The sequence below is a fragment of the Nonomuraea sp. NPDC050663 genome (assembly GCF_044456985.1).
Taxonomy (GTDB): Bacteria; Actinomycetota; Actinomycetes; order Streptosporangiales; family Streptosporangiaceae; genus Nonomuraea.
The window spans coordinates 59,004-72,175 of sequence record NZ_JBITGL010000004.1; the positions used below are offsets into that span (position 1 = coordinate 59,004).

The window sequence follows — 13,172 nt, forward strand, 5'->3', positions numbered from 1 at the left end:
TCCGGTAGGGGTGACTGATGTGCGGGCACGGCCGCGCCCGTACGGTCGTGACGAGAGCTGTTCCTGGGCTTGGGAGGAAAATCATGATAAGCATCACCTTGGATCCCGTCGGCACGGTCGTCGGCGGGAGGACCGAGGCGTTCGACGACGACTGGAACACCGAGCAGGCGGTGATCCGGATCGACGGCTCCCGCTTCGGCCCGGACGCCGTCGCCGGACTTGACGCGTTCTCCCACCTGGAAGTGCTGTTCCAGTTCCACCTGGTGGATCCCTCGACGATCCACGTCGCCGCCCGCAGGCCCCGGGGCAACCCGGAGTGGCCGGAGGTCGGCATCTTCGCCCAACGTGGCAAGAACCGCCCGAACCGCCTTGGTGTATCCCGCTGCCGCCTCATCGCGGTGGACGGGCTCGACTTGCACGTGCGCGGCCTGGACGCCATCGACGGCAGCCCGGTGCTGGACGTCAAGCCCTACATGGCCGAGTTCGGCCCGCAGGGCGAGACCGTGCAGCCGGAGTGGGCGACCGAGCTGATGCGTGCCTACTACTGAGGAGTGAGAGTATGTCCGACGTCATCGTCGTGGGAGCCGGTCCGACCGGGTTGCTGCTCGCGGGGGATCTGGCGGAGGCGGGTGTCCAGGTCACGATCCTGGAGCGCCGCGAGGCGGGGATCTCCAACCTGTCGCGCGCGTTCGGCGTGCACGCCAGGACTCTGGAGCAGCTCGACGCGCGCGGCCTGGCCGACGACCTCGTCCCGACCGGGGCGGCGTTGTCGAGACTGCGGTTGTTCGGGAACGTCGAGGTCGACCTGGGACTGTTGCCGAGCCGCTTCCCCTATCTGCTGGTCACGCCGCAGTTCAACGTCGAGAAGCTGCTCCTGGAGCGGGCGCTCGCGGCGGGCGTGAAGATCGTCCACGGGACCGAGGTGACGGGGCTCGACCAGGACGCCACCGGGGTCACGCTGACCACCGGTGACGGCGGCACCCATCGCGCCGCGTACGTCGTGGGCGCGGACGGCTTCCACAGCGCGGTGCGCAAGGCCATCGGCCAGCCGTTCCCGGGCAAGTCCGTGCTGAAGTCGATCATGCTCGCGGACGTGCTGCTGACCCGGCCGCCCGCCGACCTGCTGACCGTCAACGGAGTGGGCGACTCCTTCGCCTTCATCGCGCCCTTCGGCGACGGGTACTACCGGGTCTTCGCCTGGGACCGGCGCCGCGCCGTCTCCGACGACGAGCCGCTCACGCTCGAGGAGATCAGCTCCGTGGCCACCCGCGCGCTCGGCACCGACTTCGGGATGCACGACGTGCGCTGGATGTCGCGCTTCCACAGCGACGAGCGGCAGGCGCCCGACTATCGCGTGGGGCGGGTGTTCCTGGCCGGGGACGCGGCGCACGTGCACTCTCCTGCGGGTGGTCAGGGCATGAACACCGGGCTGCAGGATGCCGCCAACCTGGGCTGGAAGCTCGCCGCGGTGCTGCGGGGGGCTCCCGAGGAGCTGCTCGACAGCTACCAGGCCGAGCGTCATCCGGTCGGCAAGGCGGTGCTCCGGAGCAGCGGGGCCATCATCAGGGCGGCGATGATCAAGTCGCGGGTGGGGCGGGTGATGCGCGGGCTGGTCGTGCGGACGGTGCTGGCCATCCCACCGGCTCGCAAGAGGATCACCGGGCAGATCAGCGGGGTGGGGTACGCCTACGACGCGCCGCCGGGGTCGCACTCGCTCGTCGGCAAGCGGGCCGCCGACGTGCCGCTCGACGGGACGCGGCTGTACGAGGCGTTGCGGGGGCAGCGGTTCGTGCTCGCCGGGGCGGCCGACGTGAGCGGGTGGGAGGACCGGGTGCGCGTGGTCGCGCCCGCGACGGCCGGCGGGCCGATGGTGCTGGTACGGCCCGACGGGTACGTGGGGTGGGCGGGCACGGACCCGGCCGAGGTGCCGCACGCGCTCGCCCGGCTCGCGGGACCACCGTCAACGAACTGACCCGCCGTACGGCAGAGCACATGGCACCTGGCACCCGCCTGTGTACGGCCAGGCGGTGCTGAGGCGAGGCGGCGCGGGAAGGCGAGGCGGCGCGGGAAGGCGGGGAGGCGCGGTGAGGCGGGAAGGCGGTGAGGCGCGGTCAGCCTGCTGGGCGGCGGGGTGCGACGAGGCCCAGGTCGTAGGCCAGGGCCACGGCGTGCGCGCGGCTGGCCAGCCCGAGCTTGCCCATCGCCCGGTTGAGGTGTGTCTTGACGGTCGCCGGGCTGAGGTGCAGCATCCGCGCGATCTCGTCGTTCGACAACGTCTGCCCCACCATCGTGAGGATCTCCCTCTCCCGCGCCGTGAGCATCGACAGCTCCTCCTCGGCCGCGCGCGGCGCCGGGGTGAACGCCTCGACGAGGCGGCGGGTGCTGGTGGGTGACAGCAGCACGTCTCCGGCGGCGACGGTGTGGACCGCGGCGAGCAGCCGGCTCGCGGGCGTCTGCTTGAGCAGGAACCCCGACGCCCCCGCGCGCAACGCCTGGTAGACGTACTCGTCGATGTCGAAGGTGGTCAGGATGAGGATGCTCGGCAGGTGCGGCGCGGTTGTGTCGGCGAGGATCTGCTGCGTGGCGCGGATGCCGTCGAGCCCTGGCATGCGCACGTCCATGAGGATGACGTCGGGCCGGGTGCCGGCGGCCAGGCGGACGGCCTCGTGTCCGTCGGCCGCCTCTCCGGCCAGTGTCAGGTCGGGGGCAGCGCGCAACAGGGCGGTCAGCCCCGCGCGGATGAGTTCCTGGTCATCGGCCACCAACACTGAGATCATCGTCGCCCATCGCCCGTGTGTGCGGGGCCGCCTGCCGGGGCGGGCAGCGGGACGTTCGCCGTGACGTGGAAGCCGCCGGAGGGCCGCGGACCCGCGGAGATCGTGCCGTGGTACAGCTTGATACGTTCGCCCATGCCGAGCAGTCCGTACCCCGGTGTGGCTTGTGCCGCATCGGCGGGCAGGGCTGGGCCGTGGTCCTCGACCTCGACGGTCACCGCGTCGGCGGTGTACTCCAGCGTGAGCACCGCCTGGGTGGGCCCGGCGTGTTTGAGCACGTTGGTCAGGCTTTCCTGGACGATCCGGTAGAGGCACAGTTCGAGCCCCGGTGGCAGAGGCTGAGGCCGTCCGGTCACGGTCATGGTGACGTCGACCCCGGCGGCGCGTACGCGTTCGACCAGCGGGTCGAGGCCGCTGACGCCGGGGGTGGCGTCGTAGCGCACGTCGTCGTCGGCGCCGATGCGCAGCACGGACAGCAGCCGCTGCATCTCGGCCAGGGCCTCGCGGGTGGTGTCGGCGATCGTGGTCAGCGCTGTGGCCGTGGTGTCCCGGTCGCTGTCGAGCACGTAGTGCCCGAGTTCTGCCTGGACGGCGACGACCGACAGGTGGTGGGCGACGACGTCGTGCAGCTCGCGGGCGATCCTGACCCGTTCGGCGGCGACGGCCAGCCGGGCGGTGCTGTCGCGTTCCTGCCGCAGCCGTCTGGTCAGGTCGCGCAGGCGTTCGGTCAGGTCGGCCAGCCGCCGGGTGCGCTGGGCGAGCAGGCGCACGACCAGGCCGAAGCCGACGATGAAGGCGCACACCACGACCGCCCTGGCGACGTCGGCCCACAGGGGCGCGTCGGGGGTCTGCACGGCGGAGGCGTAGGCCCACGAGCCGACCGCGACGGCGCCGCCGATCAGGCAGGCCGGCGGCGGCCGGTGCACGGCGACGGAGTAGAGCGCCAGGAGCGATCCGAGGGTGTTCTGGCTGGGCTGGTAGCCGAGCTGGTGGTAGACGAGCCCGGCCGCACAGATGATCATGAGGACCGTCAGCGGTCGTCGCCTGCGCAGGCCGAGCGGCAGGTTGGCCAGGACGGTCAGCGCGACGGAGCCGCCGTCGGGCGGCCGGGCGGCCTGTTCGGGTCCGGTCCGGTCCCAGGCCAGGTTGATCAGCGTGAATCCGACGCCGAGCGTCCAGTCGACGATGCGAGGGTCGAGCCCGCCCAGGCGCCAGGTGGTCCGCATTTCGGGAAGCGTAGCCACGACGACTCCCGATTTCGTCAAGGAACTACCGCGGCAGGTGGAGCACGTTCAACCACCTGCGGTAGGGCCTTCTGGGACGGCCTTGGATAGCTTTCTGTCGGGCCTTCGGGCGGCCCCGAATTTCTCGCCCCACGCGGCCGGGCCCTGCACCCGGCCGCTCTTCGAGAGAGCGTGAGGTGACCGGTATCAGAGATCCTTGGCGATGCCGGCCGCCACCTCGGCTGCCGGCGTCCGCGTGGTGTCGATCACCTCGGCGCTGTCGCGCAACCACGGCAGGGCCTCCTGGTAGGACCGCAGGTGATCCAGCCGCCACTGCCTGGCCCCCGCCTCCTCGGCGTCGGCTTCGATCCGGCGCACCAGCTCCTCCTCGTCGGCGTGGAGCAGGATGTGGCGGACGGGAGCACGCAGGGCGGAGAAGATCTCCTCCAGGTACGGCCGGCGCATCAGGCTCATGGGCACGATCAGCGGCCCGGCCCAGTGCCGGCAGAGCTGGTTGATCGTCTCAGCGGTCAGCGCCCGCCACGCGGGCCAGTGCTGGAAGTCGTCGACCGGCTCGTTGATCACGACCCTCAGGTAGAAGCCGACCGTCTCGGGGTCGAACAGGTGGGAGCCGGGCAGCAGGGCGTGGAGCTCCTTCGCGGTCGTCGTCTTGCCCGCCCCGAAGGTGCCGTTCAGCCAGACGATCATCGGGGGAAGACGATCGTCTTGTGCCCGTCGAGGACGACGCGCTGCTCGGCGTGCCACTTGACCGCCCGGGCCAGCGCGACGCACTCGACGTCACGGCCGATGGCGACCAGGTCGGCCGCCGAGTGGCTGTGGTTCACCCTGGCCACCTCCTGCTCGATGATCGGCCCCTCGTCGAGGTCGGAGGTCACGTAGTGGGCGGTGGCGCCGATGAGCTTGACGCCGCGGGCGTGGGCCTGGTGGTAGGGCTTGGCGCCCTTGAACGACGGCAGGAACGAGTGGTGGATGTTGATCGCCCGCCCGGAGAGCTTCTCGCACAGGTCGGCGGAGAGCACCTGCATGTAGCGGGCCAGCACGACCAGGTCGACCCGGTACGACTCGACCAGCGAGAGGATCTCGGCCTCCTGGCGCGGCTTGGTCTCTGGCGTGACCGGCAGGTGGTGGTAGTCGATGCCGTAGGACTGGGTCAGGGGGCGCAGGTCGGGGTGGTTGGAGGCCACGGCGACGATCTCGATGTCGAGCAGCTTCGAGCGCACCCGGAACAGCAGGTCGTGCAGGCAGTGGTCGAACTTGCTGACCAGCACGAGCACACGGGGCTTGGCGGCCAGGTCGCGCAGCTGGAAGTCCATGACGAACTCGGGGGCCAGAGCGGCGAAGGCCGGGGACAGGACGTCGAGACCGACCGGCGATGTGAACTGGACGCGCATGTGGAACCGTTCGTCACCGAACTGCTGGCTCTCGGTGATGTTGCATCCCTGCTCGGCCAGGAGGCCGGAAACAGCGGCGACGACGCCGGGCCGGTCGGGGCACGACAAAGTCAGGACGTATTCGGCGCTCATTTCCCTCACCCTTGTGACTCATCCAAAAGACACACTGATCAGGGCAGAGTACAACCCTCGCTTTGGCTACCTGATCCCGATCCGCAATTCGACCTGGGTGCCCTGGCAGGCCTTCGCGCCGGCGGCGGGAGTGAGGGCGGCGACCTTGCCCACCCAGTCGGGGCCGCTCTGGTAGCCGACCTTGACGGTGAAGCCCGCCTTCTCGACGGCGGCCTGGCCGTCCTTGAGCGGCCAGCCGCGGGCGTCGGGGACGCGGGCGGTCCTGGCTCCCACGACCAGGTCGACGTCGCCGGAGCGCAGGGTGGCCTTGACCACGCGGCCGGGGGTGACGCCCTCGGCGCAGGAGGGGGTGACGGTGCCCAGGCGCAGCCCGGCGGCCTCGATCCTGGCCAGCGCCGCCGTACGGTCGAGACCGTCGACGGCGGGCAGTACGGGGGCCGTCGACGCCGTCGGCGTGATGGAGGCGCCTGCGGCCTGCGCCCGCGCGGCTCCCGTGGGCGGCACCTGCCCGGGCTGGGTTCGCGAGGCTCCCGTGGACGGCCCCTCCCCGGGCTGGGTCCGCACCGCTCCGGTGGCCGACACCTGGCCGCTCGTGGCGAGCGTGGTGGTGCCCGTCCACGACTGCGCGGCCGCCAGGGCGCCGACGCCGCCGCCCACCAGGAGCGCCACGGCCGCCGTGGCTGCGGAGCGGCCCAGCCGCCCGCCGCGCCCGCCCGGCCGCGTCATCGAGGCGGCGCCCGCCAGGTCCGACGGCCGGCCGCCCAGCAGCGTCAGCAGCACCTCCTGCGCCGTCGGCCGCCGCCCGGGATCCTTGTCCATGCACCGCTCGACCAGCTCGCGCAGCGGTGGTTGCACCCCGGCGGTCTCGGGCCGCTCGTGCAGCACCCGGTTGATCACCGCCGGGATCGAGTCGTCGCCGAACGGCGGGGTTCCGGTCGCGGCGACGGCCATCGTCACGCCCCACGCGAAGACGTCGGACGCGGCGCTGGCCGGGGTGCCGGTGAGCTGCTCGGGCGCGATGAAGGCGGGGGTGCCGACGATCTGGCTGGTGACCGTGGCGGTCGTGGTGGCGTCACGCGCGATCCCGAAGTCGATCACCCGGGGGCCGTCGGGGCCGAGCAGCACGTTGCCCGGCTTGAAGTCGCGGTGCACGATGCCCGCCTGGTGGATCGCGGTGAGCGCGGTGGCGGTCCCGATGGCCAGCCGTTCCAGCGCGCCGTCGCGCAGCGGCCCGCCGGTGGCCACCCGCTCGGCCAGCGAGGGCCCGTCGATGTACTCACTGATCAGGTACGGCTGAGCCTCCAGCATGCCCGCGTCGAGCACCTGGGCCGTGCAGAAGCGCGCCACCTGCTTGGCCAGCGACACCTCGCGCATGAACAGCCGTTGCGCGCGCTCGTCCGCCCACGAGTCGGCGTTGAGCAGCTTGGCGGCGACCCGCTCGCCCGACGGGGTCTCGGCGAGGTAGACCTCTCCCTGCCCGCCGCGGCCGATGCGGCCGAGCAGCCGGTAGGCGCCCAGCTGGGACGGATCACCAGGGCGCAAGGGGGAAACTGCACGCATCTCGACCTCCGTAGCGGGTTCCTCCCTATTCGCCACAGTCGTGCCGTTGGATCAAGATTGCCGACCTGACTTTCGGGGATGAGTCCCAGATGCCCTTAGAGCTCCTCGTCGTGCTGGTCGCATGCCTGTTCGCGGTCGTGTCGGGGATGAACGACGGCGGCGCGCTGCTGGCGACGGGGCTGAAGCTGCCGTCGGTGCGCCCGGCCACCGGCATCGTCACGATCGTGCTGCTCATCGCCGTCGTGCCGCTGTTGTCGCACCGGGTGGCGGAGACGTTCGTGACGAAGCTGGCGGGCTTCGACGGCGAGGGCGGACGCCAGGCGATGGTGCTGGCGGTGTTGTCGGCGCTGACCGTGGTGACGGTGCTCAGCCGCCAGGGCCGGCCGACCAGCCTGACGCTCGCCATCGTGGGCGCGCTGACCGGCGCGGGGCTCGGCTGGGGGCTGCCGGTCTCGGTGGGCTGGGTGGTGCTGGTGCTGGCCGTCGGCTTCGCCTCGCCGTTCGCCGGGGCCGTCGCCTCCTGGGCGGCGCTGCGGCTGCTGACCGTCGGCACCGCCCGGGGTCTGCACCGCTGGCACCGGGCGGCGTTCCTTCTGGAGTCCGTGGCGTACGCGGCCAACGACGGCCAGAAGATGCTCGCCATCTTCATGATCGCCTTGGGCTTCTCCGGCGCGCCCCCGTGGGTGACGGTGCTGACCGCCGCGCTGTTCGCGGCCGGAGCGTTGTACGGCATGCCGCGTGCCGGCCGTACCCTCTCGCGCGAGATCCTCGCCTCGCGCCCCCTTCACGGCGTGGCCGCGGAGCTGGGCGCCGGGATCACGGTGATCGTGTGCGCCGCCGCCGGCATGCCGGTGTCGATGACGCAGGCCATCGCGGGCGGGCTCATCGGCGCGGGCGTGGCGCAGGGCAGCGGGCGGGTGCGCTGGCACGCCGCCCTGAAGATCGTCTCGGCCTGGACGCTCACCCTGCCGGTGAGCCTGCTGATCGCCTTCGCCGGGGCGTCGTTCGTGAAAGAGGTACTGGTGTGAAGCGACTTCGCCGCATTCGCGACCTGCTGCGCGGGCGCATGGACAGCGCGCTGACCGAGGCCTTGCTCGGCCAGCTGGAGGCGACCAAGGAGGGCGCCTGGCTGGCCATGGCCATGATCGGCGGCGAGGTCGGCAGGACGGGCGCGCACGAGCAGATGCGCAGCATCGAGCACCTCGGCGACGAGGAGCGCCGCCGCCTGGTCGACGAGCTGCGCGACGCGCTGGTCACCCCGATCGACCGCGAGGACCTGTTCCGCCTGTCGCGCTCGATCGACGACGTGCTCGACTCGCTGCGCGACTTCGTGCGCGAATCGCATCTGTACCGGGTGCCCGACCAGATCCGCTTCTCTCCCCTGCTCGACCAGGTCATCGTGGGCATCGACGCCCTGGAGAACGCCGTGCGCGACCTGGCCTCCCGGCCGTCGGCGGTGGTGCACGACGCGCTGGAGGCCAAGAAGGCGGGCGGGGTGATCAGGCGCATGTACCAGTACGAGATCTCGCGGATCTTCTCCGGCGAGCTCACCGCCGACGCCATGAAGGAACGGGAGCTGGTGCGCCGCCTGGAGATCGTCGGCATGGCGATCGGCGAGGCCGCCGACGCGATCGCCGACGGCGCGATGAAACGCTAGCCTTCCGCGGTGCGCAGAATCTCCGTGGTGGGCAACTCGGGTTCGGGCAAGTCGACCGCCTCCAGGAACCTGGCCGGCCACCTCGGCGTGCCGTGGCTCGAGCTTGATTCGATCTTCCATCAGGCCGGCTGGCAGCCTCGCGCCGCCGAGGAGTTCCGCGCGGAGGTGGAGGAGTTCGCCGCGAGCGACGCGTGGGTGATCGACGGCAACTACTCGGCGGTGCGCGATCTGGTCTGGGCGCGGGCGGACACGGTGATCTGGATCGACCTGCCCCGTCGCACGGTGATGTGGCAGCTGTTGCGGCGCACCCTCCGGCGCATGGCGACCGGGGCCGAGTTGTGGAACGGCAATCGCGAGCAGTGGCGCTACCTGTTCAGCCGGGACGAGTCGATCCTGTGGTGGGCCTGGACCAACCACAGGAGGTATCGCGACGGTTTTCAGCGGGCGGCCGCCGATCCGGCCCACGCGCACCTGAGGTTCGTCCGCGTGACCTCGCGTGCTCAGCTCTCGAGGGTCCACCTGGCGTAGTCGGCCGGGATCGGCAGGCCGAACCGCTCGCACAGCGCCCTGACGTCGGCCCAGTCGTCGGCGTCGGCCTCGTAGCCGGTGTGGAAGCGCACCAGCCACTCGGCCGTCACGCAGTCGACCGCCCTGCCGCCGATCTCGCCGCGCCCGGTGAGGGAGCCCGCAGGGTAGACGTCGCCGTTCTCGGCGGGGCCGAGCACGCCGTTGCCGTCGGCGTCGAAGGTGATGACGTGGAAGTCGATCGCCCTGCCGTGCTCGTCGCCCAGGACGAAGTTCCACGGGCTGGTGTCTGGCCTCGGCACCGGACGATAGCCGAGCGCGGCGAGCGCGCCGGTCACGGCGTCGAGGTGGCGGCGCTCGATGGCGATGTCGAGGTCGGCGTGCGGCCGGGTCTGGGCGCCCAGGCAGGCGTCGACGCCCCATCCGCCGTCGACCCACACCCGGGCGCCGGCGCCCGCTACCAGGTCGAGAAAGCCGAGGACGTCGGCGGCCGTCATCATGGCCTAGGAGTTCCAGTCGGGAGGGGTGACGACGCCTCTCTCCCAGTCGGAGCGCAGGATGCCGTAGCCGACGGAGTCGTAGACCTTGCCGTCGAGCCCCGGCCAGCCCTCGCGGTAGTGGGCCTCCTTGGCGAATCCCGCGCGCAGGAAGACGGCCCGCATCGCGAGGTTGTCGTGGCGGGTGGTGCCCTCGATGCGCCGGATCTCGGGCCGCGACTCGAACAGGTGGCGCACCAGCCATCTCACGGCCTGCGACCCCAGCCCCTTGCCCCGGTGGGCCGCCCGGATCCGCAGGTCGAACAGCGGCGTGTCATCGCTGAAATCCTGCAGCCTGACCAGCCCGGCACGCTCACCGCCCGCCACGATCCAGAAGGTGCGCTCGTCATCGTCGTCGTAGTGGCCGGCCACGATCCGCGAGCGGACCGCGGCCTCCTGCGGCACGCCGGTGTGGAAGGGCCACTCCTCGCCGGTCAGGAAGGCCACGAGGTCGTCGGCGTCGTCGGGCACGAAGCGGATGAAGTCGGCAGTCATGCTCGCCGTTCTATCGGATCGGCCGCCCGGGCGCCTCCGATTATCGGGGCAGGTGGGGAGCCAGGGTGCGCAGCTGGGCGAGGGCGTCGTCGAGGTCGGGGCCCTCGGGCGACAGCGGCTGCAGCGCCACGTGGTCGGCTCCGGCTTCGAGGTGGGCGGCGACCCGCCTGGCGACGATGGCGGGATCGCCCCAGGCGACGATGGCGTCGATCAGCCGGTCGCTGCCGCCGTCGGCCAGATCGTCGTCGGAGAAGCCGAGGTGGCGCAGGCTGTTGGCGTAGTTGGGCAGGGCCAGGTAGCCGGTGGTGTGGCGGCGGGCCACCGCCCGCGCGGCCGCCGGGTCGCTCTCGAGGACGAAGGCCTGCTCGGGGGCCAGGAGCCGGTCGGGTCCGAGGGTCTTGCGCGCGAGCGCGGTGTGCTCGGGCGGCACGAAGTAGGGGTGCGCGCCGTCGGCCTTGTCGCGGGCGAGCTCCAGCATGCGCGGGCGCAGCGCCGCCAGCAGCGTGGGCGGCGGCGGGTCGGCGGCGGGCAGGTTGACCGCGGCCACCTCCATGCCGTCGAGGTAGGCGCTCATCGCGGCGACCGGGCGGGAGTAGTCGTGGCCCCGGCTGGCGACCAGCGGCGCGTGGCTGACGCCCACGCCGAGCAAGAAGCGACCGGGGTAGGCCTCGCCGAGGGCCGCGGCCCCGGCGGCCATGGCGGTCGCGTCGCGGCCCCAGATGTTGGCGATGCCGCTGCCGACGACGATGCGGGAGGTGGCGGCGAGCAGGATGCCGGCGGTGGAGAAGGCCTCCTTGCCGCCCGGCGCCTCGCCGAACCACAACGTGCCGAAGCCGAGGGACTCGATCTCCTGGGCCGCGGCGCGCAGCCGTCGTGCGGGCGCTCGGCTGAACAGCGGGTGCCACACTCCGAACCGTCCGATGTCCACGGCGCCTCCTCGGGTAGGATGTTCGATCGAGATGGAACACTACCCTAATGTTCGACCGCCGTCGAACAGAGCACGCTCGCTGAACCACACCTCTCCCGTCGAGGTGTCGCTTCAGGCCGCCCTCGACGCCCTCGGCGATCCCGTGCGCCGTCGCATCGTGCGCGAGCTGGCCTCCCAGCCCGACTGGACCCGGCCGTGCGGCACCTTCACGCACCTGCCGGTCGCCAAGTCGACCCTGAGCCACCACTTCTCCGTGCTGCGCAACGTCGGCCTGCTGGAGCAGCGCGATGAGGGCGCCAGGCGGCTCAATCGCCTGCGCGCGGCGGAGTTCGACGAACGTTTCCCCGGACTGCTGGCACTGGTGCTGCAGGAGCCGTGAGGCGAAGCCGAACTCGGGCCGTGCTCGTCATGACCTGACGGCCAACGAGCTGATGTAGCCGGCCGCCTCGTCGGCGTCGAAGAAGTCCGCCGACCGCCCGTGGCCGTCGTCCACCTGGAACACCGTCCCCGCCGTGACCTGGGCCTGCCCGACGATGAGCGTCGGGCCGCCGTGCTGCGGCGGGTCGTACCTGTTCGGGAACAACGCCAGCCGCAGATGCCGCACCAGGATGGCGCGCACCCCGCGATCGGCCAGCAGGTCCTGGAGCAGGGTCAGTCGCAGGAGCTGTTCGCCCTCCACCCGTTCGGTGAGGTCGGCGCGCATGGGCACCACCTGCCCTTCTGTTGGTCGGGATTCCCTCCGCTGACACCAGAATGCACTTGAGTGGCTACTCTAGGTACCGAAACCGCGGACACACTCCGGATGTGCGTGTGCCGCCACCGTTTGTAGAACCGTGTAGAACCGGAGCCGCCGATGCCCCCTGCACGCGAACTCGACCCGAGCTCCAGCCCGCTGGCGTTCTTCGGGGCGGAGCTTCGTGAGCATCGGCTGCGCGCCGGGCTCTCGCAGGAGCAGCTGGCCGACCGGCTGAGCTATTCGCTGTCGCTGGTGTGCGCGGTCGAACTGGCCAGGCGGACCCCGTCGCGCGACTTCGCCGAGCGGGCCGACCAGGTGCTCGAGACCGGCGGCGAGCTGTCGCGGCTGTGGCCGCTGGTGCGCCAGGCGGTCTACCCCGCCTGGTTCCGCCCGTGGCTGGAGATCGAGCAGACGGCGCGCACGTTGCAGACCTGGCAGCCCCTGCTGATCCCCGGCCTGCTGCAGACGGAGGACTACGCGCGCGAGGTTCTGCAGCGCGAGCCCGGCGCCACCGCCGAGCAGGCGGAGGAGGCGGTCGCGGCGCGGATGACCCGCCAGTCGGTCCTGCACAAGCCCGATCCGCCCATGTTCTGGGCGGTTCTCGACGAGTGGATGTTGTATCGGCCCGTCGGTTCGGCGGAGACGATGCGCGGGCAGATGCGCGCGCTGCAGGACAGCACGCAACTGCCCAACGTGACGATCCAGGTGGTGCCCAGAGACAGCCCCGCCGTTCCCGGCCTCACCGGCGCCTTCGTCATCGCCAAGGTGCACGGCGAGCCGGACCTGGTCTATCTGGAGTCGGCGGGGGAGGGGTACGTCACCGATCGGCCGGCGGACGTGGAGTCCATTGTTCGTCGTTACGACGTGATCCGGTCCCTCGCATTACCGGTCAACGCGAGTTTACATTTGCTAGCAAAAGCGGAGGAGAATATATGAAGGAGCTCAACTGGCGCAAAGCCCGTCGTAGCGGAAGCAACGGCGGAGACTGCGTCGAAGTGGCCGTCCTCGACGCGCCCGAGGACCACGCCACGACCAAGGCGGACCACGAGCGACTGTTCGTGGTGCGCGACTCCAAGGACCCCGAGGGTCCGAGGCTGTACTTCACGCCGGCCGAGTGGGAGGCCTTCCTCCTCGGCATGAAAGACGGCGAGTTCGACAACCTGAGCTAATTCAGTCGGGTTTGTCCCCTTTGAG

At 71.4% G+C, this 13,172-nt stretch carries 17 protein-coding genes; 8 read left to right on the top strand and 9 right to left on the bottom strand.

Features of this window, described 5'->3' with window-relative positions; all coding sequences use genetic code 11:
• The first annotated feature begins 83 nt into the window (after positions 1-83).
• Together ACIBH1_RS13495 and ACIBH1_RS13500 are read left to right on the top strand one after the other, a co-directional pair.
• Positions 84-548: an SAM-dependent methyltransferase gene (locus ACIBH1_RS13495; RefSeq protein WP_397314000.1), complete on the top strand. Its 465-nt coding sequence runs from the start codon at positions 84-86 to the stop codon at positions 546-548.
• An 11-nt stretch (positions 549-559) separates the two neighbouring features.
• Entirely contained in the window at positions 560-1,972 is a 1,413-nt protein-coding gene (locus ACIBH1_RS13500) for an FAD-dependent oxidoreductase (protein ID WP_397314001.1), read from the top strand.
• 139 nt (positions 1,973-2,111) lie between these two features.
• Here ACIBH1_RS13500 and ACIBH1_RS13505 read toward each other — a convergent pair whose 3' ends face one another.
• The 5 genes from ACIBH1_RS13505 to ACIBH1_RS13525 form a co-directional block, all read right to left on the bottom strand.
• Positions 2,112-2,777: a response regulator gene (locus ACIBH1_RS13505; protein ID WP_397314002.1), complete on the bottom strand. Its 666-nt coding sequence runs from the start codon at positions 2,775-2,777 to the stop codon at positions 2,112-2,114.
• Positions 2,774-4,000 carry a sensor histidine kinase gene (locus ACIBH1_RS13510; RefSeq protein WP_397314003.1) on the bottom strand — a complete coding sequence of 409 codons (1,227 nt, stop codon included), beginning with the start codon at positions 3,998-4,000 and terminating at the stop codon, positions 2,774-2,776. Before ACIBH1_RS13510 ends, ACIBH1_RS13505 begins: the two co-directional genes overlap by 4 nt.
• A gap of 204 nt (positions 4,001-4,204) precedes the next feature.
• Positions 4,205-4,705: an AAA family ATPase gene (locus ACIBH1_RS13515; protein WP_397314004.1), complete on the bottom strand. Its 501-nt coding sequence runs from the start codon at positions 4,703-4,705 to the stop codon at positions 4,205-4,207.
• Positions 4,702-5,541, bottom strand: coding sequence for a formyltetrahydrofolate deformylase (gene purU, locus ACIBH1_RS13520; RefSeq protein ID WP_397314005.1), 840 nt, complete (start codon positions 5,539-5,541; stop codon positions 4,702-4,704). The genes ACIBH1_RS13515 and purU overlap by 4 nt, the downstream gene beginning before the upstream one ends.
• A gap of 66 nt (positions 5,542-5,607) precedes the next feature.
• A complete protein-coding gene (locus ACIBH1_RS13525; RefSeq protein ID WP_397314006.1) occupies positions 5,608-7,101 on the bottom strand; it encodes a serine/threonine protein kinase in 1,494 nt (497 codons plus the stop codon).
• 89 nt (positions 7,102-7,190) lie between these two features.
• Here ACIBH1_RS13525 and ACIBH1_RS13530 point away from each other — a divergent pair, with 89 nt between their 5' ends.
• From ACIBH1_RS13530 to ACIBH1_RS13540, 3 genes are read left to right on the top strand one after another with little or no spacing between them, the layout of a single operon-like run.
• A complete protein-coding gene (locus ACIBH1_RS13530; protein WP_397314007.1) occupies positions 7,191-8,129 on the top strand; it encodes an anion permease in 939 nt (312 codons plus the stop codon).
• Complete coding sequence (locus ACIBH1_RS13535) at positions 8,126-8,758, top strand: DUF47 family protein (protein ID WP_181612272.1); 633 nt, start codon at positions 8,126-8,128, stop codon at positions 8,756-8,758. Before ACIBH1_RS13530 ends, ACIBH1_RS13535 begins: the two co-directional genes overlap by 4 nt.
• A 9-nt stretch (positions 8,759-8,767) precedes the next feature.
• Complete coding sequence (locus ACIBH1_RS13540; protein WP_397314008.1) at positions 8,768-9,286, top strand: hypothetical protein; 519 nt, start codon at positions 8,768-8,770, stop codon at positions 9,284-9,286.
• On the opposite strand, the gene ACIBH1_RS13545 is transcribed toward ACIBH1_RS13540, so the two are convergent.
• Genes ACIBH1_RS13545 through ACIBH1_RS13555 form a run of 3 tightly spaced genes read right to left on the bottom strand, consistent with a single transcriptional unit; the run spans position 9,259 to position 11,242 of the window.
• Positions 9,259-9,783, bottom strand: a complete 525-nt coding sequence (locus ACIBH1_RS13545) for a nucleotidyltransferase domain-containing protein (protein ID WP_397314009.1) — start codon at positions 9,781-9,783, stop codon at positions 9,259-9,261. The two genes, ACIBH1_RS13540 and ACIBH1_RS13545, sit on opposite strands and share 28 nt — an antisense overlap.
• A gap of 3 nt (positions 9,784-9,786) precedes the next feature.
• Entirely contained in the window at positions 9,787-10,314 is a 528-nt protein-coding gene (locus ACIBH1_RS13550) for a GNAT family N-acetyltransferase (protein ID WP_397314010.1), read from the bottom strand.
• 40 nt (positions 10,315-10,354) lie between these two features.
• The gene (locus ACIBH1_RS13555) at positions 10,355-11,242 is read right to left on the bottom strand and encodes a TIGR03620 family F420-dependent LLM class oxidoreductase (protein WP_397314011.1); all 888 of its coding nucleotides are present in this window, start codon (positions 11,240-11,242) and stop codon (positions 10,355-10,357) included.
• Positions 11,243-11,273: 31 nt separating this feature from the next.
• On the opposite strand from ACIBH1_RS13555, the gene ACIBH1_RS13560 reads away from it, so the two are divergent.
• Positions 11,274-11,621: an ArsR/SmtB family transcription factor gene (locus ACIBH1_RS13560; protein ID WP_397314012.1), complete on the top strand. Its 348-nt coding sequence runs from the start codon at positions 11,274-11,276 to the stop codon at positions 11,619-11,621.
• A 27-nt stretch (positions 11,622-11,648) separates the two neighbouring features.
• On the opposite strand, the gene ACIBH1_RS13565 is transcribed toward ACIBH1_RS13560, so the two are convergent.
• Positions 11,649-11,945 carry a hypothetical protein gene (locus ACIBH1_RS13565; protein WP_397314013.1) on the bottom strand — a complete coding sequence of 99 codons (297 nt, stop codon included), beginning with the start codon at positions 11,943-11,945 and terminating at the stop codon, positions 11,649-11,651.
• Positions 11,946-12,095: 150 nt separating this feature from the next.
• Here ACIBH1_RS13565 and ACIBH1_RS13570 point away from each other — a divergent pair, with 150 nt between their 5' ends.
• Positions 12,096-12,914 (top strand): Scr1 family TA system antitoxin-like transcriptional regulator, encoded by an 819-nt coding sequence (locus tag ACIBH1_RS13570; RefSeq protein ID WP_397314014.1) that lies wholly within the window; start codon positions 12,096-12,098, stop codon positions 12,912-12,914.
• Entirely contained in the window at positions 12,911-13,147 is a 237-nt protein-coding gene (locus ACIBH1_RS13575) for a DUF397 domain-containing protein (RefSeq protein ID WP_397314015.1), read from the top strand. The genes ACIBH1_RS13570 and ACIBH1_RS13575 overlap by 4 nt, the downstream gene beginning before the upstream one ends.
• The last annotated feature ends 25 nt before the right edge of the window (positions 13,148-13,172 follow it).